This is a genomic window from Streptomyces sp. JJ36 (genome assembly GCF_021696945.1).
Lineage (GTDB): Bacteria > Actinomycetota > Actinomycetes > Streptomycetales > Streptomycetaceae > Streptomyces.
This window is the reverse complement of sequence record NZ_JACYHE010000004.1, coordinates 82,856-104,314: the sequence shown is the minus strand read 5'-3', so window position 1 is coordinate 104,314 and position 21,459 is coordinate 82,856. Positions and strand designations below refer to the sequence as shown.

Annotated in this window: 20 protein-coding genes and 2 pseudogenes; 12 read left to right on the top strand and 10 right to left on the bottom strand. The window is 74.2% G+C overall.

Annotation, left to right across the window (positions count from 1 at the left end):
• Positions 1-129: 129 nt before the first annotated feature.
• The 4 genes and pseudogenes from HOY81_RS02925 to HOY81_RS02910 form a co-directional block, all read right to left on the bottom strand.
• Entirely contained in the window at positions 130-1,287 is a 1,158-nt protein-coding gene (locus tag HOY81_RS02925; RefSeq protein ID WP_237317720.1) for an NAD(P)/FAD-dependent oxidoreductase, read from the bottom strand.
• Between the two features lie 262 nt (positions 1,288-1,549).
• The gene (locus HOY81_RS02920; RefSeq protein ID WP_237317718.1) at positions 1,550-1,792 is read right to left on the bottom strand and encodes a helix-turn-helix transcriptional regulator; all 243 of its coding nucleotides are present in this window, start codon (positions 1,790-1,792) and stop codon (positions 1,550-1,552) included.
• Positions 1,792-2,283 carry a DUF2975 domain-containing protein gene (locus HOY81_RS02915; RefSeq protein WP_237317715.1) on the bottom strand — a complete coding sequence of 164 codons (492 nt, stop codon included), beginning with the start codon at positions 2,281-2,283 and terminating at the stop codon, positions 1,792-1,794. The genes HOY81_RS02920 and HOY81_RS02915 overlap by 1 nt, the downstream gene beginning before the upstream one ends.
• A gap of 182 nt (positions 2,284-2,465) precedes the next feature.
• Positions 2,466-2,750, bottom strand: a pseudogene (locus tag HOY81_RS02910) (transcriptional regulator); the annotation flags it as partial.
• A gap of 161 nt (positions 2,751-2,911) precedes the next feature.
• On the opposite strand from HOY81_RS02910, the gene HOY81_RS02905 reads away from it, so the two are divergent.
• Positions 2,912-3,622 (top strand): class I SAM-dependent methyltransferase, encoded by a 711-nt coding sequence (locus HOY81_RS02905; RefSeq protein ID WP_237317713.1) that lies wholly within the window; start codon positions 2,912-2,914, stop codon positions 3,620-3,622.
• Between the two features lie 631 nt (positions 3,623-4,253).
• Here the strand turns inward: HOY81_RS02905 and HOY81_RS27255 are convergent.
• The 3 genes and pseudogenes from HOY81_RS27255 to HOY81_RS02895 all read right to left on the bottom strand — a co-directional run bounded on the left by HOY81_RS27255 (position 4,254) and on the right by HOY81_RS02895 (position 5,557).
• Positions 4,254-4,478, bottom strand: a complete 225-nt coding sequence (locus HOY81_RS27255; RefSeq protein WP_308340944.1) for an ATP phosphoribosyltransferase regulatory subunit — start codon at positions 4,476-4,478, stop codon at positions 4,254-4,256.
• Between the two features lie 127 nt (positions 4,479-4,605).
• A pseudogene (locus HOY81_RS27250) lies at positions 4,606-4,809 on the bottom strand (ATP phosphoribosyltransferase regulatory subunit); the annotation flags it as partial.
• Between the two features lie 175 nt (positions 4,810-4,984).
• Positions 4,985-5,557 (bottom strand): ATP-binding protein, encoded by a 573-nt coding sequence (locus HOY81_RS02895; RefSeq protein ID WP_237317711.1) that lies wholly within the window; start codon positions 5,555-5,557, stop codon positions 4,985-4,987.
• 145 nt (positions 5,558-5,702) lie between these two features.
• On the opposite strand from HOY81_RS02895, the gene HOY81_RS02890 reads away from it, so the two are divergent.
• Positions 5,703-6,617 carry a helix-turn-helix transcriptional regulator gene (locus tag HOY81_RS02890; protein ID WP_237317817.1) on the top strand — a complete coding sequence of 305 codons (915 nt, stop codon included), beginning with the start codon at positions 5,703-5,705 and terminating at the stop codon, positions 6,615-6,617.
• Positions 6,580-6,702: a DUF397 domain-containing protein gene (locus HOY81_RS02885; RefSeq protein WP_237317708.1), complete on the top strand. Its 123-nt coding sequence runs from the start codon at positions 6,580-6,582 to the stop codon at positions 6,700-6,702. Before HOY81_RS02890 ends, HOY81_RS02885 begins: the two co-directional genes overlap by 38 nt.
• Before the next feature lie 15 nt (positions 6,703-6,717).
• Here HOY81_RS02885 and HOY81_RS02880 read toward each other — a convergent pair whose 3' ends face one another.
• Positions 6,718-8,316: an amidohydrolase family protein gene (locus tag HOY81_RS02880; protein WP_237317706.1), complete on the bottom strand. Its 1,599-nt coding sequence runs from the start codon at positions 8,314-8,316 to the stop codon at positions 6,718-6,720.
• Between the two features lie 108 nt (positions 8,317-8,424).
• The gene (locus HOY81_RS02875; RefSeq protein ID WP_237317815.1) at positions 8,425-9,690 is read right to left on the bottom strand and encodes an amino acid deaminase; all 1,266 of its coding nucleotides are present in this window, start codon (positions 9,688-9,690) and stop codon (positions 8,425-8,427) included.
• A gap of 219 nt (positions 9,691-9,909) precedes the next feature.
• On the opposite strand from HOY81_RS02875, the gene HOY81_RS02870 reads away from it, so the two are divergent.
• The 5 genes from HOY81_RS02870 (at position 9,910) to HOY81_RS02850 (ending at position 14,918) form a co-directional block, all read left to right on the top strand.
• Positions 9,910-10,998: a sugar kinase gene (locus tag HOY81_RS02870; RefSeq protein ID WP_272892273.1), complete on the top strand. Its 1,089-nt coding sequence runs from the start codon at positions 9,910-9,912 to the stop codon at positions 10,996-10,998.
• Positions 10,995-11,756 (top strand): IclR family transcriptional regulator, encoded by a 762-nt coding sequence (locus HOY81_RS02865; RefSeq protein ID WP_237317704.1) that lies wholly within the window; start codon positions 10,995-10,997, stop codon positions 11,754-11,756. The genes HOY81_RS02870 and HOY81_RS02865 overlap by 4 nt, the downstream gene beginning before the upstream one ends.
• Positions 11,757-11,794: 38 nt before the next feature.
• A complete protein-coding gene (locus HOY81_RS02860) occupies positions 11,795-12,205 on the top strand; it encodes a RidA family protein (protein ID WP_237317702.1) in 411 nt (136 codons plus the stop codon).
• Between the two features lie 207 nt (positions 12,206-12,412).
• Positions 12,413-13,366 (top strand): serine protease, encoded by a 954-nt coding sequence (locus HOY81_RS02855; protein WP_237317700.1) that lies wholly within the window; start codon positions 12,413-12,415, stop codon positions 13,364-13,366.
• Between the two features lie 253 nt (positions 13,367-13,619).
• Entirely contained in the window at positions 13,620-14,918 is a 1,299-nt protein-coding gene (locus tag HOY81_RS02850; RefSeq protein ID WP_237317697.1) for an Nramp family divalent metal transporter, read from the top strand.
• A gap of 118 nt (positions 14,919-15,036) precedes the next feature.
• Here HOY81_RS02850 and HOY81_RS02845 read toward each other — a convergent pair whose 3' ends face one another.
• Positions 15,037-16,701: a chitinase gene (locus HOY81_RS02845; RefSeq protein ID WP_306423443.1), complete on the bottom strand. Its 1,665-nt coding sequence runs from the start codon at positions 16,699-16,701 to the stop codon at positions 15,037-15,039.
• A gap of 485 nt (positions 16,702-17,186) precedes the next feature.
• Between HOY81_RS02845 and HOY81_RS02840 the strand changes: the two genes are divergently transcribed.
• From HOY81_RS02840 to HOY81_RS27645, 4 genes are all read left to right on the top strand, one after another.
• The gene (locus tag HOY81_RS02840; protein WP_237317695.1) at positions 17,187-18,185 is read left to right on the top strand and encodes a hypothetical protein; all 999 of its coding nucleotides are present in this window, start codon (positions 17,187-17,189) and stop codon (positions 18,183-18,185) included.
• The gene (gene cpaB, locus HOY81_RS02835) at positions 18,182-18,901 is read left to right on the top strand and encodes a Flp pilus assembly protein CpaB (protein ID WP_237317693.1); all 720 of its coding nucleotides are present in this window, start codon (positions 18,182-18,184) and stop codon (positions 18,899-18,901) included. Before HOY81_RS02840 ends, cpaB begins: the two co-directional genes overlap by 4 nt.
• Before the next feature lie 9 nt (positions 18,902-18,910).
• Positions 18,911-20,830 carry a P-loop NTPase gene (locus HOY81_RS02830; protein ID WP_237317691.1) on the top strand — a complete coding sequence of 640 codons (1,920 nt, stop codon included), beginning with the start codon at positions 18,911-18,913 and terminating at the stop codon, positions 20,828-20,830.
• A gap of 212 nt (positions 20,831-21,042) precedes the next feature.
• Positions 21,043-21,402 (top strand): TadE/TadG family type IV pilus assembly protein, encoded by a 360-nt coding sequence (locus tag HOY81_RS27645; RefSeq protein ID WP_237317688.1) that lies wholly within the window; start codon positions 21,043-21,045, stop codon positions 21,400-21,402.
• Positions 21,403-21,459: the final 57 nt, after the last annotated feature.

Here is a 21,459-nt window from a genome sequence, read left to right as displayed (position 1 = left end):
GGTGCCGTGCCGCACCGTGCCGCTCCCGGGTCGCCGGGCTCGTCTCCGGGGCGTACGGCGGGCCCGTGCGGCGCGGCATCCGGCCGGAGCCGCCCTCGCGCCGCGCGCCCGGCAGCGTGTCGGGCGGGGTCACTGCGGGGCGGGCTCGGGGAACGACCTGTCGCCGAAGAGGATGCGGCCGGCCGCGGCCCGGCCGAACGGCGTGCGCAGCAGCGCGAACGCCGCCGTGGCGGCAGCCGGCGTCCGTACGTGGGCCAGGCCCCGGCGCAGCGTGAGCCGTCCCCGGAAGCGGGCCCGCAACGCCGCCCCGTCGTAGGCGGACAGCGGGTCCGGACTCCCGGCCCGCAGCGCGTCGTCGAGGACGCCGGCCGCCTGCTCCGACAAGCGCAGGCACGGGTCGAGTCCGCCCGCGGTGAGCGGGGAGACCGCGCCGGCCGCGTCGCCCACCAGCAGCCCGTCGGGGCAACTGATCCGGCGCAGCATGCCGCCGACGGGTATGGGACCGCCGCGCCGCTCCACCGATGCGGGACGGTCCACGCCGGCCAGACCCGGTGCCGTGGCGCCGAACCGCGCCAGGGCCCGGCGGAGCCCGTCCGGGAAGCGGTCGGCGTACCCCGCGACGCCGACATGGGCGTGCCGCCCGTCGTTGACCACCCAGGCCAGGTAGCCGGGGGCGAGCGCGGGGTCGAGGACGCAGTGGAAGGTGGGCGGTTCGTCGCTCCCGGGCAGCGCGAAGACCTCCTCCGCCCCGATCAGCAGGTGGTGGTTGCGGTCCAGCCCGAGGTCGCGGGCGACGGTGGAACGGGCGCCGTCGGCCCCGACGACGAACCGGGCCCGCACCGTCGTGGGCCCGTCGCGGCCGGCCAGGTGGAAGGTGCCGCCCTGCCGGCCCGCATAACGGGTGCCCAGGGCCGTCCGCACCCCGGCGGCGCGCGCGGCCTCGGCCGCCGCCGTGTAGAGCGGCGCCATGTCGCCCACCCGGTACTCGTCGCGGGGGCTGACCAGGTCCACCGGGCGGCGACGGCTGGGCGGGTAGAGCACCACGCGCCGGATGGCCGGCCCGAGATGCTCGGCGGGCAGCGGGAAGTCGTCGAGAGTCTTCCGTACGAAGATCCCGGTGGTGCGGACGGCGGCGGCGAGACTCGTGCGCCGTTCGGCCAGGATCACGTCGTGGCCCTGCCGGGCCAGCAGGGTGGCGGTGTGCAGACCGGCCAGCCCGGCCCCGACCACCAGGACGTCGGTGCGTGTCGTGGCACCGAGCGGAGGGGAGATGTCGGCTTGCTTCATGAGGTGTTTCCTGGGGTCCGTTGTGGGCACGCGGCGGTGGCCCGCGAGTGCGTGGGGGATGCCGCCCGCCGGGCGGCATCCCCCACGGGATGCCGCCCGCCGGGCCGGGCGTGTGCCCGCCGGGCCGGGAGCGCGCCGGGCGCGGGCGTGGGAGTCCGGGCCCGACGGCGTGGCGGGGTCGTCGCCCGGACCTCGTCGCCTTCGGGCGGAGGGGGGCCGGTGCGGGCACGGGTCCGCTCCCGGTGGCCGACCGGGCGCCGTCCTAGCGGTGCCCCTCGGAGGCGACTGCGTCCGCCAGGTCCTCGGCTTCCCAGCGCAGCAGGTCCCCCGGCTGGCACTCGAGCACCTCGCAGAGGGCGGCGAGCGTCGAGAAACGGACCGCCTTGGCGCGGCCGTTCTTGAGCACCGCCAGGTTGGCGGGAGTGATGCCCACACGATCCGCCAGCTCGCCGACGGACATCTTCCGTCTGGCCAGCATCACGTCGATGTCGACGACGATCGGCATCAGATCACCTCGGCCAGTTCGGCCCGCATCTGCGACGCCTCCACGTCGCGTGCGACGGCCTGCGCGAGCAGCATCCGCAGCACGAGCACGATCAGCGCGACCCCGAAGACCGCGAGGGCGACGCCGCCCAGCAGCAGCACGATGCCGGGGGCCACGGCCTCGCCGGGCGCCAGGACGACGCCGAGCGCGCACACCAGGAGCGCCGCGGCGGTGAAGGCGCCGATCACCAGGTGTACGTACCAGAAGGCGTCGTGGGAGAACACGGTCCCCTGTCGCACCATCGTCACCAACCGCCACACGCACACCAGGACGATCTGAGCCGTCACGACGCCGAGGAACACGATCACGAGGATCGGCACGGCGCGGTCCGCCAGCGGGCTGTCCTTCAGATCGCCGGCCAGCAGCGCGGCCATCACCGTCTGGCAGAACACCGAGCCGGCCAGCAACACCGCGATCACGGCACGCAACGCCAGCACCGTCAGCTTCCCCATCGCCACTCCCTCACTCGATCAACGATCGAAATCTATCGTCTTTCGATAGGAAAGGCAATGCGGGCCCCCGGCCCCGCTCACCGCATGGCGAACCATCCGGATGCGGAGAGCCTCGTCACGAATCACAGGCGCGGAGCCCTTCGGTGCGGCAGCGGCGCCCTCCCCTCAGCAGACGGGAACCATCAGCGGTCACCGGGCGGCCGGGCAACGGCGGCCAACTGCCGCACACCCGGCACGTGGCCGTGACGCTTGTCCAGTTCGGTCACGATGAGGCGGATGGAGGGGCGATCACGCACCTCCCCGGGTGATACCCGTACGGCCGCGCGCAGCGCCTCTGCGGTCTGCTCCGGCTTGCCCCATTGCCACCAGGTCCGCGCCAGGTCCGTGTGCATGCGGCCCCGTCGCTCCGCGGTAGCAAACTGCTCCTCGTGCAGCCTCCGGCCGACCGCTCCAAGTGCACGCCCTGCCGCCCTGGGGAGGACGGTCACTGACCGTCCCTGCATCGAAGCCAGCCCCCGCCTTCCCCCACCCCTGGGCGGGGGTCGTCGGCGCGAGACCGGGTTGCACGTACGGGTGTACTCCCGAAAAGGGCCCCACCTGCGTGTGACGGCGCAGCAGGATGGGGCGGGTGACACCTGCCCCACCCGCAGACTCCGACTTGTGGCACGGCTACGGCGCCGGCCGATTCTCCCGCGATCGGCGCCGAGGGGCTACCGGCCGCCTGTACTGGGACTGGTACCAGCGCACCGGACCCGGCGCCGAGCTCCTGGGCGACGTCACCGGCCGTGTCGTCCTCGACCTCGGCGCCGGCAGCGGCCGTCAGGCCGCACACCTCGCCGAACGCCTCGCCCCGGCGCGCGTCATCGCCGTCGACGCCTCACCGTCTCAGCACGAACGCGCCCGCGCCCGGTACGGGCACATTCCCCGACTCGTCCCCGTCCAGTCCGACGCCACCGCCTACCTGCGACAGCACCCCGGCGGCGCGGACGTGTGCTACTCCGCGTTCGGCGCGTGCGACTTCACCGACCCGCGCCTACTGCTACCGGCCGTCGCGGCCGCCCTGCGGCCCGGCGGCAGGCTCCTGATCGCCACGCTCGCCCGGTACCGTGACGGCAGCCCACCCGAGACGGACGTGCGCCCCGCGCGCATCACGGCCCGCGCTGCCGACGGAACGCCCACCACCATGGAGCGATGGGTCCTCGGCACCCCGGTGTGGGAGAAGCTCCTCGCCGAGGCCGGGTTCACCGTCGCCGCCGTGAAGACCATCCGTGACGACGGCGAGGGCGACGACGCGGGGCCGCCCATGACGACCACCGTCCTCCTCGGGCACCTCACATGACCTACGCCCGAACCACTCCCCGGGGGGCCGAGGTGCACTGATCACATGGCTGTCGATGCTCGGGAGCTGGATACGGGACGGTTCCGTTCTTGCGCGGGGCCGGCGCGGGCCCCGCCCGGGACGCACCAAGCCGGCAACCGCCTCACCTCCGCACCGATCGTGCCGGGCCTGACCCCGGGGCCCGGCTCTTCGGCACCGGGTGGTCCTGCCGGGTGATCATGCGAGGGTTCGTGGCGAGAACACTGCATGGGTCCTCGGGAGGGTATTCTCCCCGTGACGTTGAGTTGGCGTGGAGCCCTCTGGAGGGCTGCCGGGATCAGGTCGGAACCAGGCAACTGGATCCTCCGCCGAAGCGACATGGCGGCAGTGGCCCCCGGAGCCCCCCAGAGGGCTCCGGCATGTCAGGCCACCGCCCACTTGTCCCACCAGACACGGTCTGTGACGAAGGACGGACTGTCGCCCACGACCTGCACTCCGTAGCCGAGGAGCCGTCCGCGGGCTGTCCGATCGCGCGGAAAGGCTAGGAGCCTCTACATCGTCCCCGGCAGCGCAGAGCATCCGGCCTGGCCGCTGCTCGGACGGCCCTACGCCAGGTCACTGCGAGGGCCGCTCCAGCAAGTCGCGTACGCGTTCAGCCGCGTCCGCCAAGGGAACCCGGGACTGCGTACAGCGCCCTGCGAGAGTTCACCATGAACGTGAAATCGTGTACGCCCAAGGCGTCGAGGCACCGCGCCACCGCGAGGACGATCTCCGCGTCGGCGAGTGGCGAGTGCGATCCCACGGTGTCGATGTCGCACTGCACGAACTCCCGGAAGCGGCCCTCTTGCGGGCGGTCTGCGCGCCATACCGGTCCGATGGCGTACCGCTTGTAGGGCGTCGGCAGCTTGGCGCCGTGAGCGCCGATGAGGCGGGCGAGGGGGCACGGTGTGGTCGTACCGCAGTGCGAGGTCGGGCTGCCCGGAGGCTTCGTGTACCCCCCGCTTGAGGATCTTGAAGATGAGTTTCGACGCCTCTTCGCCGTACTTGCCGGTGATGACGTCCAGGTTCTCGAAAGCCGGTGTCTCCAGTGGGTCGAACCCGAAGCTCTCGAAGACCTGGGAGAGTGTGTCGAACGCTGCCTTCCGGCGGCGCACTTCGTCAGCCAGGAAGTCCCTGGTCCCCGACGGTGCCTTGGCGGCCTGCCCCATGCTGGCCCTTCTCCCCGGTACATGGTGTGTTGCGGCGTCTGGTCACTCCGTAGCCTACTGTGGCGCCTCGGTGGCGGTCCGCCAGTGCGGACGTAGTTCTCCAACAGTTTGACCAGCCCCTTCTCCTCGCCGGGGCCAGCGTGGCCGGTGTGCAGCAACGGTCTCTTCAGGTCCTTCAGTCCGCGCATTCTGGTCCCGGCTGGCTCGTTTCGGTGGCGTCGTGACGAGAAGAAGAGGCCGTCTCCAGCTCCGCCCATACCGTCTTGCCGATCGGGTCGCGCGGGGCGGAGCCCCAGCGGTCGGCGAGGCGGTCGACCAGGAGCAGGCCGCGGCCGCACTCGTCCTCGAGCCCGGCCGGCGCCGGGTGGGCCGGAGGGCGCGTCGGGTTGGCGTCGGCCACCTCGATGCGGAGCACGCCGCCGGGTGTGCAGGCAAGGTGGAGCGCGAACTCCCGCCCGGGGACCCGGCCGTGGTGAACGGCGTTCGCGGTGAGCTCTCCCACGATCGAGGCGGCGGTGCAGGACGTCTCCGAGTCGGGGGAGTGCCCCCACTCGTCCAGGCGCTGCACCGCCAGCCGCCGGGCGAGCCGGGAGCCCCGCGGCGACGAGGTGAACCGCATGGCGAAGGTGTGCCGTTCGGCGTGCGGTCGAGCGCCGCCACGTGCGGCCGCGCTCGGGCCGTCGCCGGGCATGGTGGTGCTCTGGAGCACGGGTGTCGTCCATCCGGTGGTGGGGTCGATCTGGTGCACGATTCCGCCTGGTGAGTGGGTTGTGACGTTCCGTGGTCGAGAATCGGTTCCCGGACGTATCCTGGAAAGAGGGTCAGCGCTAAACGTTCCGGCGGTAAGGAGTCGAAGTCAGCCCATGGCCAAGGAAATCGACCCCACTTCTTCGATGGCGGCGCTCTTCGGCAATCGTGTGCGCAGACTGCGGACGGCCGCCGGGCTGACACAGGCCGAGCTGGGCGCGAGGACGCATGTGGTAAGCACCCGGATCACCCAGGTGGAGCGGTGCTCCGGAGCGCGCCCGACGCGGGAGCTCGCGCGGGCTCTGGATGAGGTGCTGGAGGCGGACGGGCTGCTGATCGACCTGTGGCCGTACGTCTACCGCGAGGCGTTCCCCGACTGGTCGCAGAAGTTCATGGAGTACTCGGCACGGGCAGTGCGCATCCGACAGTACGCGGCTCATGTGGTGCCCGGTCTTGTGCAGACCGAGGGCTACGCCCGGGCCCTGTTGAGCGTCTACCCGGAACATGAGGACAGGGCGAAGCTGGAAGAGCGCCTCACCGCACGCATGGAACGGCAGCGGCAGTTGGCCGCTGCCGCACACACCGAGTTGTGGGTCGTCCTCGACGAATCGGTACTGATGCGTCCGGTCGGTGGGCAGGCCGGAATGCGTGCTCAGCTGAGGCGACTACTGGAGGCCGCTCAGAGGCGCCAGGTCACCTTGCAGGTATTGCCTTTCGGCCAGGGTGAGCACGGTTCCCTCGGTGGCTCACTCACGCTGCTGACGTTGCCGGACGACACCGAGGTCGCTTACATGGAGGGCTCGGAGTACGGCTACCTTCTCGAAGAACCGACGGAGGTCAGGCGACACGCAGTCATCTACGATCGGCTCCGGGCAGCCGCTCTGCCCCCGGACATGTCAAAGGACATGATCCGGTCCGCCTTGGAGGGGAAGTACCGTGGAGCGAGTATCCCGTCCCGCGCTGCGCGGCGCCGCCTGGCGCAAGAGCAGCTACAGCAATCAGGCCGGGGGCGACTGCGTGGAGGTGGCCGACGGGTTCCCCGGCGTCGTCCCCGTACGTGACAGCAAGGTGCCCGGCGGGCCGGTCCTGGTGCTGCCGTCGGCGTCCTGGGCGGCCTTCGTGGACGGCCTCAAGGCCGCCCGCTGAGGCCGAGTTCCGCGGTCACGCGGTGCGGCGGACGGAGCGGCCGGCGAGGACGTCGGTGCGGTGGCCGTCGCGGAGGACGAAGCGGCCGTCGATGAGCACGTGCGGGATGCCGGCCGGGGGCGTGCGGGGTGCGGCGAAGGTGGCGCGGTCCGCCACCGTGTGCGGGTCGAAGAGCACCAGGTCGGCCCGGTGGCCCTCGCGCACCAGCCCCCGGTCCGGCAGCCGTAGCCGGGCCGCCGGGCGGCCGGTCAGCCGGGCCACGCACTCCTCCAGGGAGAGGACGCCCGTCTCCCGGACGTAGTGCCCCAGGTAGCGCGGGAAGGTGCCGTACGCGCGCGGGTGCGGCTTGGCGCCCTGGAGGATGCCGTCGCTGCCGCCGGTGTGTGCGGGGTGCCGCATGATCGCGCGGACGTTCTCCTCGTGGCCGACGTGCTGGAGGATGGTGGTGCCGAGCCGGTCCGCGCGGAGCAGCCGCCGCGCCGTGGTGAACGGTTCCTCGCCCCGGTCCCGGGCCGCCGCGGCGACCGTACGGCCCACCAGCGCGGCCAGCGACGGTTCCGCGACCCCGGCGATCTCCACGGTGTCCCAGTCGACCGGCACCCCGTGGCAGCCGTCCGAGCCCGTCACCTCCAGCGTGTGCCGGATGCGGGCGGCGGTGTCGTCCTCCGCGAGCCGCGCGAGCACCGCCTCCGGGCCGCCCTCGCTGGCCCAGCTCGGCAACAGCGCGGCCAGCGTGGTGCAGCCCGGGGTGTAGGGGTAGGTGTCCAGGGAGACGTCGGCGCCGTCGGCGAGCGCGGTGTCGAGCAGGGCCAGCAGTTCGGGTGCGCGGCCCGCGTTCACGCCGAAGTTCAGGGTGGCGTGGGCGAGATGGAGCGCGCAGCCGGCCTCCCGGGTCACGTCGAGCATCTCCGCGTACGCCGCCAGGGCGCCCGCGCCGTACGAGCGGTGGTGCGGGCAGTAGTAGCCGCCGTAGCGGGCGACGACCCGGCAGAGCGCGGTGAGTTCGGCGGTGTCCGCGTACATCCCCGGGGCGTAGGTCAGGCCCGAGGAGAGCCCCACCGCGCCCTGCTCCAGGCCCTCGGCGACCAGGTGCCGCATCCGGTCCAGCTCCGCCGGGCGGGCGGGCCGGTCCTCCCAGCCGAGCACGAGCATCCGCACGGTGCCCTGCGGCACGAGGTAGGCGGCGTTGACGGCGACGCCGCGGTCCAGCCGGTCCAGGTACTCCCCGACGGTGCGCCAGTCCAGGTCGAGGTCCGTGCCGTCGCCGTTCCAGCCGGTGATCGCGCGGCGCACCTCCTCCCGGGTGCGGTCGTCCACCGGGGCGTAGGAGAGGCCGTCCTGACCGAGCACCTCCAGGGTGACGCCCTGGGCGGCCTTCGCGGAGTGGTCCGGGTCGCGAAGCAGTGCCAGGTCGCTGTGGGCGTGCATGTCGATGAAGCCGGGCGCGAGGGCGAGCCCGTCGGCGTCCAGGGTGTGCCGGGCGGTGAGCCGCGGGCCGCCGTCCGCGACCGGGCGGACGGCGGCGATCCGGCCGCCGGCGAGGCCGACGTCGGCGCGGTACGCGGGCCGGCCGGAGCCGTCCACGACCAGGGCTCCCCGGAACGCGGTGTCCATGCGTGCACTGCCTCCCTCCCCGCGCCGGCCCGTGCCGGCGTGTGCTGCCCGTGCCGCGTGCGGCCGTCCCGCCCGTCCCGGGGAGGGCGCTCGGGACGGCCGGCCGTCTCAGAAGAAGGTGCGGACGTAGTCGGTGACCGTGCCGTCCTCCTCGACGAGCGGGATCATCTGCCACTTGTCGAAGATGGTGCACGGATGGGAGAGCCCCAGCCCGACCCAGTCGCCGACCTCCAGCTCCGCCTCCGGCGAGGTCTCCAGCCAGGCGTGCTGGTCGGAGAGCTTCACGACCTCGATCCCGGTCGCCGGCCGCACCACGCCGTCACGCGCGGAGCGCACCACCCGCGGCTGCGGCAGGTGCAGGTCGTACGCGGCGTCCCGCTTCCCGGCGTTGAGGAACGCCTGCCGGGGGTCCGGCCGGGAGACGACCTGCGTCCAGAGTGTGAAGGCGGGCCGCAGGCTGCCCTCCTGCGGCACCCGGTTGAAGGGGGTCAGCTTCCGGTAGTGCCCCTCGTCGTGCGAGACGTACGCACCGGAGCGCAGCAGCGGCAGCACCGGCCGGGAGAGCTCGGGCAGACCGGTGAAGACCTCGGCCACCGCATCGAACCAGGCGCTGCCGCCCGCGCTGAGCACGATCTCCGAGACGTCCGGGTCGAACCGGCCGGTGCGGTCCAGCGCCTCGGCCAGCGCGACCAGGCGGCGCAGCCAGGCGGTGACGCGGGCGGTGTCGGCCTCCGGCACCTCGCCCTCGTAGCCGGCGACGCCGACCAGCCGCAGGTGGCGCGCCTCGGTCACCGCGTCGGCCAGTGCGGCGCACTCCTGTTCGGTGCGGGCGCCGGTACGGGCGCCCTCGCCCGCGGCCAGTTCGATCACCACGTCCACCGGCCGGGCGGCCTGGGCGGCGTGCAGCGCGGCGTCCATCAGTGCGACGCCGCGTACGGAGTCCACGTAGCAGACGAAGCGGAAGTCGGGGTCGGCGTCCTGCTCGGCGGCGAGCCAGTGCAGTGCCGCCGCGTCCACCAGCTCGTTGGCCAGGAAGATCCGCTGCACGCCGAAGGCGCGGCAGACCCGGGCCTGGTGCGGCACGGCCACCGTGATGCCCCAGGCGCCGTGGTCGAGCTGGCGGGCGAAGAGCCGGGGGGCCATGGAGGTCTTGCCGTGCGGGGCGAAGGCGAGGTGGTGGCGCTCGGCGAACTCCTCGAGCTGCCGCAGGTTGTGCTCGACGTCCGCGGCGGAGAGCGCCAGTACGGGGGTGGTGAAGCCGCCGGTGAAGAGGTCGCGGCGCTCGGCGGCGAGCGCGCCGACCCTACGGCCGTCCGCGTCCGGGGGCAGGCCCTTGAAGCGGTGGTCGACCACCTCGTCCGCGAGGCCCGGCAGGGCGGACGGGCCGGCGGAGGGGTCGGCGGACGGGGCGGCGGGCGGATCGGCGGGGGACAAGGCGACTCCCTGAGCTCAGTTGCGTTATATGCAACCGTCATTGCGCATGACGCTTGCTGCTGTCTAGCATCCCGGCGAACGGCCGGTCAATGGATCCTCGGACACCGGCGCCCGGGTGCGGAAGCACCCACGACCCGTGGCGGAAGGAGCGCTCGACCGTTGGCCAGCACTGCCGGCTCCGCGCATTCCGGTGCCCCTCCGGAGGTCGTCTGCCTGGGCGAGTCCATGGTCACGTTTCTGCCCTGCCGGCCGGGGCGGCTCGCCGACGTGCCCGCCTTCGAGCGGTCCATCGGGGGAGCGGAGTCCAACGTCGCCTGCACCCTCGCCGGGCTGGGGCACCGCGCCGCCTGGATCAGCCGGGTCGGCGCGGACGGCTTCGGCGACCACCTGGTCCGCACGATCGCCGCGGCGGGCGTCGACACCCGGGCGGTCGGAAGGGACCCCGTGCGGCCCACCGGCATCTACTTCCGTACCGACGGCGAGCGCCCCACCGCCGTCGCGGCGGTCCCCGCGCCCGCACACGGCGAGCCCGCGCCCGGCGCGCGGACCGCCGAGGTGGCCTACTACCGGGCCGGCTCCGCCGCCTCCGCCATGTCCCCGCGGACGGTGGACACGGCGGCCGCCGACGCCGGCCGCGTCCTGCACCTCACCGGCATCACCGCGGCCCTCTCCGGCGACTGCCTGGAACTGCTCCGGCTGCTCACCGCGCCCCGCCCCGGCCGGCCCCTGGTCTCCTTCGACGTCAACTACCGGGCGAGCCTGTGGCGTACGCCCGCCGCCGCCCGGGTGCTGCTGGAGCTGGCCCGCGGCTGCGACCTGGTCTTCGTCGGTGAGGACGAGGCGGAGGCCGCCTGGGGGCTGGGCGGCGGCCCGGAGGCGCTGCGTGCGGCGCTGCCCGAGCCGGCGGTGCTCGTGGTCAAGCAGGGCGCCCGCGGCGCCACCGCCTTCACCGGCGGCCCGGAGGACGGGCGGCGGGTGCCGGCGCCGCGGGTCGACGTGGTCGGGCAGGTCGGGGCCGGGGACGCGTTCGCCGCCGGCTTCCTCTCCGCGACCCTGCGCGGCCTGCCCGTACGGGACCGGCTGCGGCACGGGCACCTGCTGGCCGCCGCCGCCCTGACCGTGCCCGGCGACCTGGCCCGGCCGCCCGCCCGGGAGTCCGCGGACCGGCTGGCCGCGCTGCACGCGGGGGAGTGGGGCACACTGCGACTCGGCCCCGGCTGGACCACGAAGAAGGCGAGCGCACCATGAGCCAGACCGTCGACCGAGCGCTGAGCATCCTGCCCCTGCTCGCGGAGGGCCCCGCGAACCTGGAGCAGGTGGCCCAGCGGCTCGGCGTGCACAAGTCGACCGCGCTGCGGCTGCTGCGCACCCTGCACGAGCACGGCATCGTGCACCGCCAGCAGGATCACCGCTACCGGCTCGGCGCCCGTCTGTTCGCCCTCGCCCAGGAGGCGATCGAGAACCTCGACGTGCGGGAGATCGCCCACCCGCATCTGGCGGCGCTGGGTGAGAAGACCGGGCACACCGTCCATCTCGCGGTCTACGAGGACGACGAGGTGGTCTACATCGACAAGGTGGAGAGCCGCTACCCGGTGCGCATGTACTCCCGCATCGGCAAGCCCGTGGCCATCACCGTCGCGGCCGTGGCCAAGCTGCTCCTCGCCGACCTGCCGGAGGCCGAGCGGCGCGCCGTCGCCGAGCGGCTCGACTACCCCCGCTACACCGCCCGTTCCACGCCGCACGCGGCCGCCTTCCTCTCCGAGCTGGCCACCGTGCGCGAGCAGGGCTGGGCCAGCGACCTCGGCGGGCACGAGGAGTCCATCAACTGCGTGGCGGCCCCCGTGCGGGGTGCCGACGGGCGGGTGGTGGCCGCCATGTCCGTGTCCGCGCCCAACGTCGTCGTGTCCGCGGACGACCTCCTCGCCCTGCTGCCGCTGGTGCGCCGCACGGCCGAGGCCGTCAGCGCCGACTACTCGGGACGTCCCGTCCCCGACCCGGGCGGCTGACCGCCCGCACCCGTTCCCGTATCCCAGGAGAGACCGTCATGGCCGCGAAGACCGCCGTCACCCCGCCGCGTCACACCACCCCGCCCGCCCGTTTCTCGCACGGCGTGCGCAAGGGGCCCGTCCTCCAGGTGGCCGGGCAGGTCGGTTTCCTGCCCGTCGAGCAGGGCGGTACGCCGGTGCCGGCCGGGCCCGGGCTGCGGGAGCAGCTCCTGCAGACGCTGGCCAACGTGCACGCGGTCCTCCGGGAGGGCGGCGCCGGCTGGGACGACGTGGTGATGCTGCGGGTCTACCTCACCGACACCGGCCACTTCGCCGAGATGAACGAGGTCTACGACGCCTACTTCGCCGGGCAGGAGCTCGCCGCGCCGCCCGCCGCCCGCACCACGGTCTATGTCGGTCTGCCGCCGGGCCTGCTGGTCGAGATCGACGCGATGGCCGTGCTCGACTGAGCCGGTGACGGTCGCCGGTGCCTGGCGCCTGGCGAGGACGCCCGCGCCTGATGCCGGCGGCCGGTTCGACGGCCCCGCGGGCGAGGGCCGTTCACCATCCCGAGGGCGCCGGTTCCGCACCGAGGCCCTCTTGTGGTGTGCATGGCAAGCGACGAAGAATGCGGGGCGCACCGCCGAACGAACCTTCGGTACGGAGAGGAACCCCCCATGAAACGCCCTCTCGTCGGCGCCCTCGCGGCCGCGCTCCTCGGAGCGACCGCCGCCACCGGCCTCGCCGCGACCCCGGCCCTGGCGGCCCCCCACGACACCCCGACCGGCAGCACCACCGGCGCCACCGGCACCGTCAGCACCACCGGCACCGGCTTCCACCGCGCCGACGCGCCCGCCCCGGCGGTGGACGCCGCCCCGGAGGCCAGGGACGGGCTGCGGGCACCCGACTTCGCCGGGACGGTGGCGCTCAGCAACTGCTCCGGCTCCCTCGTCCGCGTCCCGCAGTCGGAACCCACCGACCCCGCGCTGGTGCTCTCCAACGGGCACTGCCTGGAGTCCGGCATGCCCGGCCCCGGCGAGGTCGTCGTCGACCAGCCCTCCAGCCGCCGCTTCACGCTGCTGGACGCGCGGGCGAACGACGTCGCCACGCTCCGCGCCACCAAGGTCGCGTACGGGACGATGACCCGCACCGACGTCTCGCTCTACGAGCTGAACTCCACCTACGCGCAGATCGAGAGCCGGTACGGCATCGAGGCGCTGGACATCGCCCCGGAACACCCGTCCGCCGGCACGGACATCACCGTCGTCTCCGGCTACTGGAAGCGCACCTACAGCTGCCGCATCGACACGTTCGTGTACGAACTGCGGGAGGCCGGCTGGAGCTTCTCGGACTCCATCCGCTACACCCCCGAGTGCGACACCATCGGCGGCACCTCCGGCTCCCCGATCGTGAACGACGCCACCGGAGAGGTGATCGGCGTCAACAACACGGGCAACACGGACGGCGGGCGCTGCACCCTCAACAACCCCTGTGAGGTGGACGAGAACGGCGACGTGACCGTCCACGAGGGCATCAACTACGGCCAGCAGACCTACCTGCTCACCGACTGCATCGGCACCGGCAACAAGCTCGACCTCGGGCTGCCGGAGTGCGAGCTGCCCCGCCCGTGAGGGACGTGCCCGCCCCGTGACGGCAGGGTGCCGGTGTCGCGCCCCGGCGGTGTCGCGGCACCGGCGCCCTTGTGCCGGGTTCCGCCCCGCCCGATGATGCGCGGGCGGACCAGGGGACGAGCCGGGAGGCCGGATGACAGCTGAGGACGACAGGGCCGGTGCGCAGGGCGCCGGCGACAGGCGGCCCGCGGAAGCAGACGCGCGGCGGGCGGGCGGCACGCGGCCGGCGGGCGGTGCGGAGCAGGCGCCCGGCATGCCCGGGGCTGCCGCGCCCGTACGGCGGCCGAGCTGGCGCTCCATCGGGCCGGGCATCGTGGTGGCGGCCACCGGCGTCGGCGCCGGCGACCTGGTCTCCACGCTGCTGGCGGGCAGCAAGTTCGGCTACACGCTGCTGTGGGCGGCGGTCCTCGGCTGCCTGGTCAAGATCGCTCTGGCGGAGGCGGTCGGCCGCTGGCACCTGGCCACCGGCCGCACCCTCTTCGACGGCTGGCGCTCGCTGGGCGCCTGGACCACCGTCTACTTCGCCGTCTACGTGGTGGTCTGGGGCTTCGTCTACGGCGCCACCGCCATGACCTCCAGTGCGCTGCCCCTGCAGGCGCTCTTCCCCGGCGGCCCGGGCCTGAAGTTCTGGGCGATCGCCACCGGCCTGCTGGGCCTCGCCTTCGTGTGGTTCAACCGCTACGCCGTCGTGGAGAAGATCATGATGATCTTCGTCGGCGTGATGTTCGTGGTGGTGGTCTCGGTGGCCGTCCGGGTCTCGCCCGACCTGGGGAGGACCTTCGCCGGGCTGCTGCCCGCCCTCCCCGACGGCTCGGTGCTGTACACCCTGGGCCTGGTCGGCGGCGTCGGCGGCACCATCACCATGGCCGCGTACGGCTACTGGGTGAACGCCAAGGGCTGGACCGACTCCGGCTGGATGCGCATGATGCGCCTGGACAACCGGGTCGCCTACCTCACCACCGGCGTCTTCGTGGTCGCCATGCTGGTCATCGGCGCCGAGCTGCTGCACGCGAGCGGCATCGCGCTGGCGGAGGGCGGGCGCGGCCTGCTGGACCTGGGTGACGTGCTGGAGGACCGCTTCGGCGCGTTCACCGCCAAGCTCTTCCTGGTCGGCTTCTTCGCCGCCTCCTTCTCCTCGCTGGTCGGCGTCTGGCACGGCGTCAGTCTGCTCTTCGCCGACTTCGTGGAACGGGTCCGCGCGGGCCGCGGCGCCGGGGAGCGTGCGGAGTCCCCCGAGGAGGCGGTGGGCACGGTGGCCCGCGGGGAGCGCGAACGCTCGCTGCCCTTCCGCGGCTACCTGCTCTGGCTGACCTTCCCGCCGATGGCGCTGCTCTGGCTGGACCGGCCCTTCGGCCTGGTCATCGCCTACGGCGTGCTCGGCGCCTTCTTCCTGCCCTATCTGGCCGCCACCCTGCTCTGGCTGCTCAACGGCGAGCGCACGCCCGCCGCCTGGCGGAACCGGCCCTTCGGGCTCAGCAACGTGATGCTGGTCGCGGCCGGCGCGCTCTTCGTGGTGCTCTGCGTCGAGCAGGTGCGCAACCTGCCCTGGTGAACGGGGTGCCCGGTCTCCGGGTCGCCCCGGCATGCCGCCGGGGGCGCGCCACGGCAGGGATCCGCGGCACGCCCCCGGCGGGGTTCCGGCTCAGCCGGTCACACCGGGCCGCACCGGGTCACGGCAGGCCGTGCACGTGCGGGCCGACCGTGTCCGACCAGCGGTTGCCGTTCAGCGCGTCCCAGTTGGTGGACCAGGTCATCGCGCCGCGCAGCGCCGGGTAGGTGTCGGCCGGCTGGAAGGAGCCGCAGCGGGTGCCGCGGGCCAGGCAGTCCAGGGCCGCGTTCACCACCGAGGGGTCGACGTAGCCGGAGCCCGCGCCGCGGGTGGAGGCCGGGGTGCCCAGCCCCACCTGCGAGGGGGCCAGACCGCCCTGGAGCTGGATGCAGGCCAGTGCGGTGAGGAAGTCCACCGAGCCCTGGCTGTACACCTTCCCGTCGCATCCCAGCATCGACCCGCTGTTGTAGTACTGGGTGTTGACGACCGTGAGGATGTCCTTCACGTTCAGCGCCAGCTGGAAGTACTCCGTGGAGGTGGACTGCATGTCCAGCGTCTGCGGGGCCATGGTGAGCACCATGTCCGGGCCGGCCTTCGCGGAGAGCTGCCGCAGCGCCTTCGTCAGGTACGTGGCGTTGATGCCGTGCTCCAGGTCGATGTCGACCCCGTCGAATCCGTACTCCTGCATCAGCGCCCAGGCGCTCTCGGCGAACCGGGTCGCCGAGGCGTCGTCGTTGATGAGCACCGTCCCCTCGGCGCCGCCGACGGACAGCACCACCGCCTTGCCCTCCGCCTGCTTGGCGGCGATGTCGGCCTTGAACTCCGCCTCCGAGGGCGCCAGCGCCGGATCGAGGTGGAAGGTGATCTCACCGGCCGTGGCGGTGGAGTCGGCGAAGGCCACGGCGATGATGTCGTAGGCGTCCTGCACGTCGCGCACCCGCTGGGTCTGCGCGCCGTTGTCGAAGTTCTGCACGTAGCCGGTGACGGCGTGCCGGGGCACCGGGTTGTCCCCGTCGCCGCCGTCCGCGGCCGTACGGGCGGTCACCGGCGCCGACTTCTCCGACTCGCCGGCGCCGTTGGCGGCACTGACCCGGAACGCGTACGAGGTCGAGGGCGCCAGCCCGGTCACGGTGGCCGAGGTGCCCTCCACGGTCAGCACCCGCTCGCCGTCCCGGTGCACGTGGTAGGCGGTGGCCCCGGAGACCTCGTCCCAGGACAGGTCCACGGTGGTGGCGGTGACCGTGCCCACCGCGAGCCCGCCGGGAACGGCCGGCGGCTCCGGGTCACCCGGGTCGCCCGGGTCCCCTCCGGGGCCGGTCAGGGCGAGGTCGTCGGCGAGATAGGCCGGCTGCCCGTACCAGCCGTGCGTGTAGACGGTCACCGAGGTGGTGTCCGGGCCGGTGGTGAAGCGGGTGGTGAGCTGCTGCCAGTCCGGCGCCGAGCCCGTCCAGGTGGACACGTCCGTGGTGCCGGTGCCGGTGGCGCCGAGATAGACGTACGAGCCCTGGACCCAGCCGCTGAGTTCGTACTCCGCGTCCGGCTGCACGGCGACCACCTGCGCGCAGCGGGCGTTGTCCTGCCCGGCGGGCGTGGCGCGCAGCGCTCCGGAGCCGCTGTGTGTGGTGGACGTCTCGGCCGTGCCGCTGCCGCCGGAGCAGGTCCAGCCGGTCAGGCCGGACTCAAAGCCGGGGTTCTCCAGCAGGTTGGTCTCGGCCGCGCCTGCGGTGGGCCCGGTGAGGGCGGTGGCGAGCAGCGCGCCGACGGCGGCGGTGGCGAGCCCGGCCAGGCCGGTGCGGCCGGGCAGGCGTCTGCGGCCCGGGTGCCGTCCCGGGGTGCGTCTCGAGGGACGCCGGGGAGTGGTGCGTTCCACAACTGCCTCCAGGCATGGGGGTGGTGGGGGTGCGGGAGGACGCGTGCGGGGACGGTGGCCACCGTCGTCCGCCGCGAAGACTGGTCCAGACCAATGGGCATGTCAAGGGTTCCGGCACGAACCGGCGGGGGTTGCCGGGCCGCCGGGCGGGGAACGCAGGGGGAGGCACGCGGAGCGGCCCGGCGCGGGCGGTGCCGGGCGGGCGGCGCCCGGCGCACGGTGGCGGGTGTGTTCCAGGACGCGGTTCTCTGCCGGGAGCCGCACGGATAAGCTGTCGATGATGCCGGTCGGCTGCTCGGCCGGCCGGTCGTCCGGCCTGGCGGCCGCGCAGCCGGGCGTACCGGCCGGGCGAGCTGCGAGGACCGCGTGAGGGACGGACCGTCAGGCCGGGGGGAGCGGATGTGACTACTGCCCTAGCGGTCACCAGCCACGGCCACATGCTGCCGCCGCCGGACCGGCACACCCCGCGCGCCCACCTCCTCACGCCTCCCGAGGAGCAGCCGCTGGACGCCGCCCTCGCCGAGATGCGGACCCTGCTCGACCAGCACGGCTATGTTGTCGCCCTCTATCCCGAGACGCTGCCCACCCCCTTCCGGCACCGGCTGCACACCGTCCGGGGCCTCCTGGAGAGCGACCGCATCGCGCTGCTGCCCACCACCCTGCCGCCGCTCGCCACGGGCGTGCTCGTACGGCAGCTCCGGCAGCTCTCGCTCTGCGACTTCAGCCCCGGCGTCCTCGGCTCCGCCGCCCGCCTGCTGGCGCACTACATCTACGCCGGCGCCCTGCTCGGCTCCGTGGCCAAGCTGGACCGGGTGCCCGTCGGGCTCCGCGCCCACGCCAAGTCCTGGCTGCCCGGCGCCCAGTTCGGAGTGCTCGCCGCGCCCGCCCCGCAGCTCGTACGCATCGGCGGCCGGGACGGGACACCGCTGGCCGCGCCGCAGTTCGCCACCCGGCTCACGGTCGCCGCCGGCAGCCTGAGTCCCGACTGGGTCACCGGCACCCTCGCCCGCCAGTGGCGGGTCGGCGAGGTGCAGGAGACGGCGCTGCCCGAGGACTCGCCGCGCTGGTGGGGGACGGGCAAGCTGGCCGAGTTCGCGGCCGCCATCCCCGACGTCTCGGTCCTCTACCAGCTCGTCGCCTCCGTACGCCGGGACACCTGCCGCTGGTGCGGCCTCGAACTCATCGGCGACCGGTGCGCCTTCTGCGCCGCCGAGACGCCGCCCCCGGCGCCCCCGGACTCCTCAGGACCGGCCGGACCGCCCAGCTCCGGCACGGCCCCCGGACCCGGCACGGCTCATGCCCCCGGCCCCGGCGCCGCCGCGCCGCAGGACGCCACGCCCCGGCCGTCCTCGGCCGCCGCCCTCCGACCCGCCGTACACCAAGGGATCCCCCGTCCATGAACTCACGCCAGCGCCGCGGCGTCCTCCTCATCGTGATCTCCGCCCTGTGCGCCGCCGGCGCCTTCGCGGGCGTCCTGGCGGTGATCCGCGACGTGGAGTCGAAGGTCGGCCCGGAGACGACCGCGTACGAGCTCGCCTCCGACGTCGCGGCCTACCAGCGGCTGAAGCCGGAGCACTTCACCGAGATCAGCATGCCGGAGCGCTGGCTGCCGGAGACCGCCGTCACCGACCTCGGCGCGATACGCGGCAAGATCGCCGTCAACCCGCTGCGCAAGGGCTCGCTGCTGCAACGCGACATGGTGGCCGACCGGCCCGAACTGGAACCCGGCCAGCAGGAGATCGCCATCATGATCGACGCCGCCACCGGTGTGGCCGGCAAGATCAACCCCGGGGACCGGGTGAACATCTACGCCACCTTCGAGGGCGACGACAGCGGAGAACGGGAGGAGCCCGACACCTCCCGGGTCATCGTCGACAACGCCCAGGTCATCGACGTCGGCAAGCTCACCCCGTTCCAGGACGAGGGCGACGACGCCCGCGCCCGGCAGCGGGAACGCGAGGGCGTGCCGATCACCTTCGCGCTCGCCACGCCCGACGCCCAGCGCGTCGCCTACGCCGAGTCCTTCGCCGAGCACGTCCGGCTCGCGCTGGTCGGGCCCGGCAGCGGGGACGTCCCCGAGGACGAACGCACCTACACGCTCGCCGGGGACAGGTGAGGCGCACCCGTGAACACCACCGTCACCCGCATCCTGCCGGCCGTCGGCGACGCCGAGGCGGCCCGCCCGCTGGTCACCCTGCTCGGGCAGCTCCCGGACGCCGAGCCCCTCACACCCGCCGTCGACTCCGGGCAGCTCCTGGACACCCTCGACCGGCTCGCCGCCGAGTCCGTGGGGGACCTCCCCGAGGTCGTCCTCGTGCACGAACTGATCGGGCCGCTGCCCGCGCTGGAACTCCTCCGCGAGGTGGCACTCCGCTTCCCCTCCGTCGGCGTCGTCCTCGTCACCCGCGACACCACCCCCGGCCTCTACTCGGCGGCCATGGACTCCGGCGCACGCGGCGTGGTGGGCATCCCCGTCTCGTACGACGAACTCGCCGCCCGCGTCGGTGCCGCCGCCACCTGGGCCGCCGGAGTCCGCCGCCACCTCGGGCAGCGGACCGCCGGCCCCGGCGAGGCCCCCGGCCACGGCGGCACCGTGCTCACGGTCAGCGGCGCCAAGGGCGGCGTCGGCTGCACCCTGGCCGCCGTCCAGATCGCCCTCGCCGCCCAGGCCTCCGGGCAGCGGGTCGCCCTCGTCGACCTCGACCTCCAGTCCGGGGACGTCGCCTCCTTCCTGGACGTGCAGTTCCGCCGCTCCGTCGCCGACCTCGCCGGCATCGCCGACCTGTCGCCCCGGGTGCTCCAGGACGTCGTCTACACCCACGACACCGGGCTCTCCCTGCTGCTCGCCCCCGGCGACGGCGAACGCGGCGAGGAGGTCGACGACCGTACCGCCCGGCAGCTCGTCAGCGCCCTCCGCTCCCGCTACGAGGTGGTGGTGGCCGACTGCGGCACCCAGATGCACGCCGCCAACGCCGCCGCCGTGGAGATGGCCGACCGCGCGCTGCTGGTCACCACCCCGGACGTGGTCTCGGTACGCGCCGCCAAGCGGGTCGTCCGGCTGTGGGAGCGGCTCCAGATCCGCAAGGCGGAGGAGACCGTCACCGCCGTCAACCGCGCCTCCCGGCACAGTGAGATCCAGCCGCCGCTCGTCGCCCGCGTCATCGGCACCCCGGTCGCGCGGGCGACCGTGCCCGCCGCCTTCAAGGAGCTGCACACCGCGCTGGACGCCGGCCGCATCCAGGACCTCGACCACCGCAGCACCGTCAAGCAGGCCCTGTGGACACTCGCCGCCGAACTCGGAGCCGCCGGCCCGCCCCCGCAGGGCGGCAAGGGCGGCGCCCGCAGCCACCGGGCCCCCAAGGGCGGGCGTACGAGCGGACGTACGCGCAACGGCGCCGGGGGCGCGGACGCCGTGGAAGCCGCGCCGTCGCACGGGCCGCAGGCGCTGGCCGGCGGGCGGCGCGCCGCCCTGCCGCCCGGGGGAGGGGTTTCCGGCGCCTCCGGTGGTTCCGGCGCCTCCGGTGCCTTCGGGCCGGACCGCGGGGCGGTCCGGCTGCCCTGGGGCCGCCGCCTCCGGGACGACCGCGGCGCGGTACGGGTGCCGCACCGGGCGGTGCCCGTCCGGTTCCGCGGCCGGAACGAGACGCCGGGCGGCTCTGCCGACGGCACCGGCGGTGCGCGGGACCGGGGCGCGCTGACCGTCGAGTTCGCCGGTCTGGCGCCCGTCGTCCTGGTGGTGCTCGCCCTGCTCTGGCAGTGCGTGCTGATCGGCCACACCTTCACCCTCGCCGGGAACGCCGCCGACGAGGGCGCCCGCGCCGCCGCCTCCGCCGCCGCCTACGGCGACCCGGCCGCCGCCTGCCGCACCGCCGCCCGGGAACACCTCCCCGCCGCCTGGGCCTCCGGCGCCACCGTGAACTGCTACTCCGCGGGCGGCCTCTGGAAGGCCGACGTGGACCTGGCCACCCCCGTGCTCTTCCCCGGCGCGGCCCACCTCCCGTTCACCGTGAACGGCACCGCCGGCGCCGCCGAGGAGGTGGAGTGAGCCCTCCCCGTTTCACCCACGACGCCCCGGCAGCCGCCGGCCCGGTCACCGGCGCGCCGGCCGAGGGCGGTGCCCGGCGCCCGGTGGTGTCCGGTGGCCGTACCCGGCGGGGGCCCGGCCGCCGCGGAGGGACGCGCTTCGTGCCGGGGGTCGCCCCGGCCCGGCGGAGACCCGGGCGGCGCTCCCCGCCCCCCGCGGCCCGGAGACGCGCCGTGCGCCGCGGGCACGGCGACCGGGGAGCCTCCAGCGTCGAGTTCGCCGGGATGCTGCCGCTGCTGCTGCTCGTCGGCCTCGCCGCCCTCCAGCTCGGGATCGCCGGGTACGCCGTCCAGCAGGCCGGAACGGGCGCCCGCGCCGCCGCCCGTACGGCCTCCCAGAACGACCCCGGCGCCGGCTGCGCGGACAGCGGCCGGGCCGCCATGAGCGGCTGGACCGCCGACCGCGCCACCTTCGCCTGCGCCGCAGGCGACGACGCGGTGACGGTGACCACCACCGTCACCATCCCCTCCCTCATCCCCGGCATCGACAGCCTCGGCGCCGCCGACCGCACCGTGACCCTGCCCGCCGAATGACCCTGACCGCCCGATGACACCCTGACCGCCGAACGACCCGCCCGGCAGCCCGCGCAC

Coding starts and splice junctions, on each gene's coding strand:
- HOY81_RS02925 (WP_237317720.1), bottom strand. CDS start 1,287: ATGAAGCAAGCCGACATCTCCCCTCCGCTCGGTGCCACGACACGCACC.
- HOY81_RS02920 (WP_237317718.1), bottom strand. CDS start 1,792: ATGCCGATCGTCGTCGACATCGACGTGATGCTGGCCAGACGGAAGATG.
- HOY81_RS02915 (WP_237317715.1), bottom strand. CDS start 2,283: ATGGGGAAGCTGACGGTGCTGGCGTTGCGTGCCGTGATCGCGGTGTTG.
- HOY81_RS02890 (WP_237317817.1), top strand. CDS start 5,703: ATGGCGGCGCTCTTCGGCAATCGTGTGCGCAGACTGCGGACGGCCGCC.
- HOY81_RS02880 (WP_237317706.1), bottom strand. CDS start 8,316: ATGGACACCGCGTTCCGGGGAGCCCTGGTCGTGGACGGCTCCGGCCGG.
- HOY81_RS02865 (WP_237317704.1), top strand. CDS start 10,995: ATGAGCCAGACCGTCGACCGAGCGCTGAGCATCCTGCCCCTGCTCGCG.
- HOY81_RS02860 (WP_237317702.1), top strand. CDS start 11,795: ATGGCCGCGAAGACCGCCGTCACCCCGCCGCGTCACACCACCCCGCCC.
- HOY81_RS02855 (WP_237317700.1), top strand. CDS start 12,413: ATGAAACGCCCTCTCGTCGGCGCCCTCGCGGCCGCGCTCCTCGGAGCG.
- HOY81_RS02850 (WP_237317697.1), top strand. CDS start 13,620: ATGCCCGGGGCTGCCGCGCCCGTACGGCGGCCGAGCTGGCGCTCCATC.
- cpaB (WP_237317693.1), top strand. CDS start 18,182: ATGAACTCACGCCAGCGCCGCGGCGTCCTCCTCATCGTGATCTCCGCC.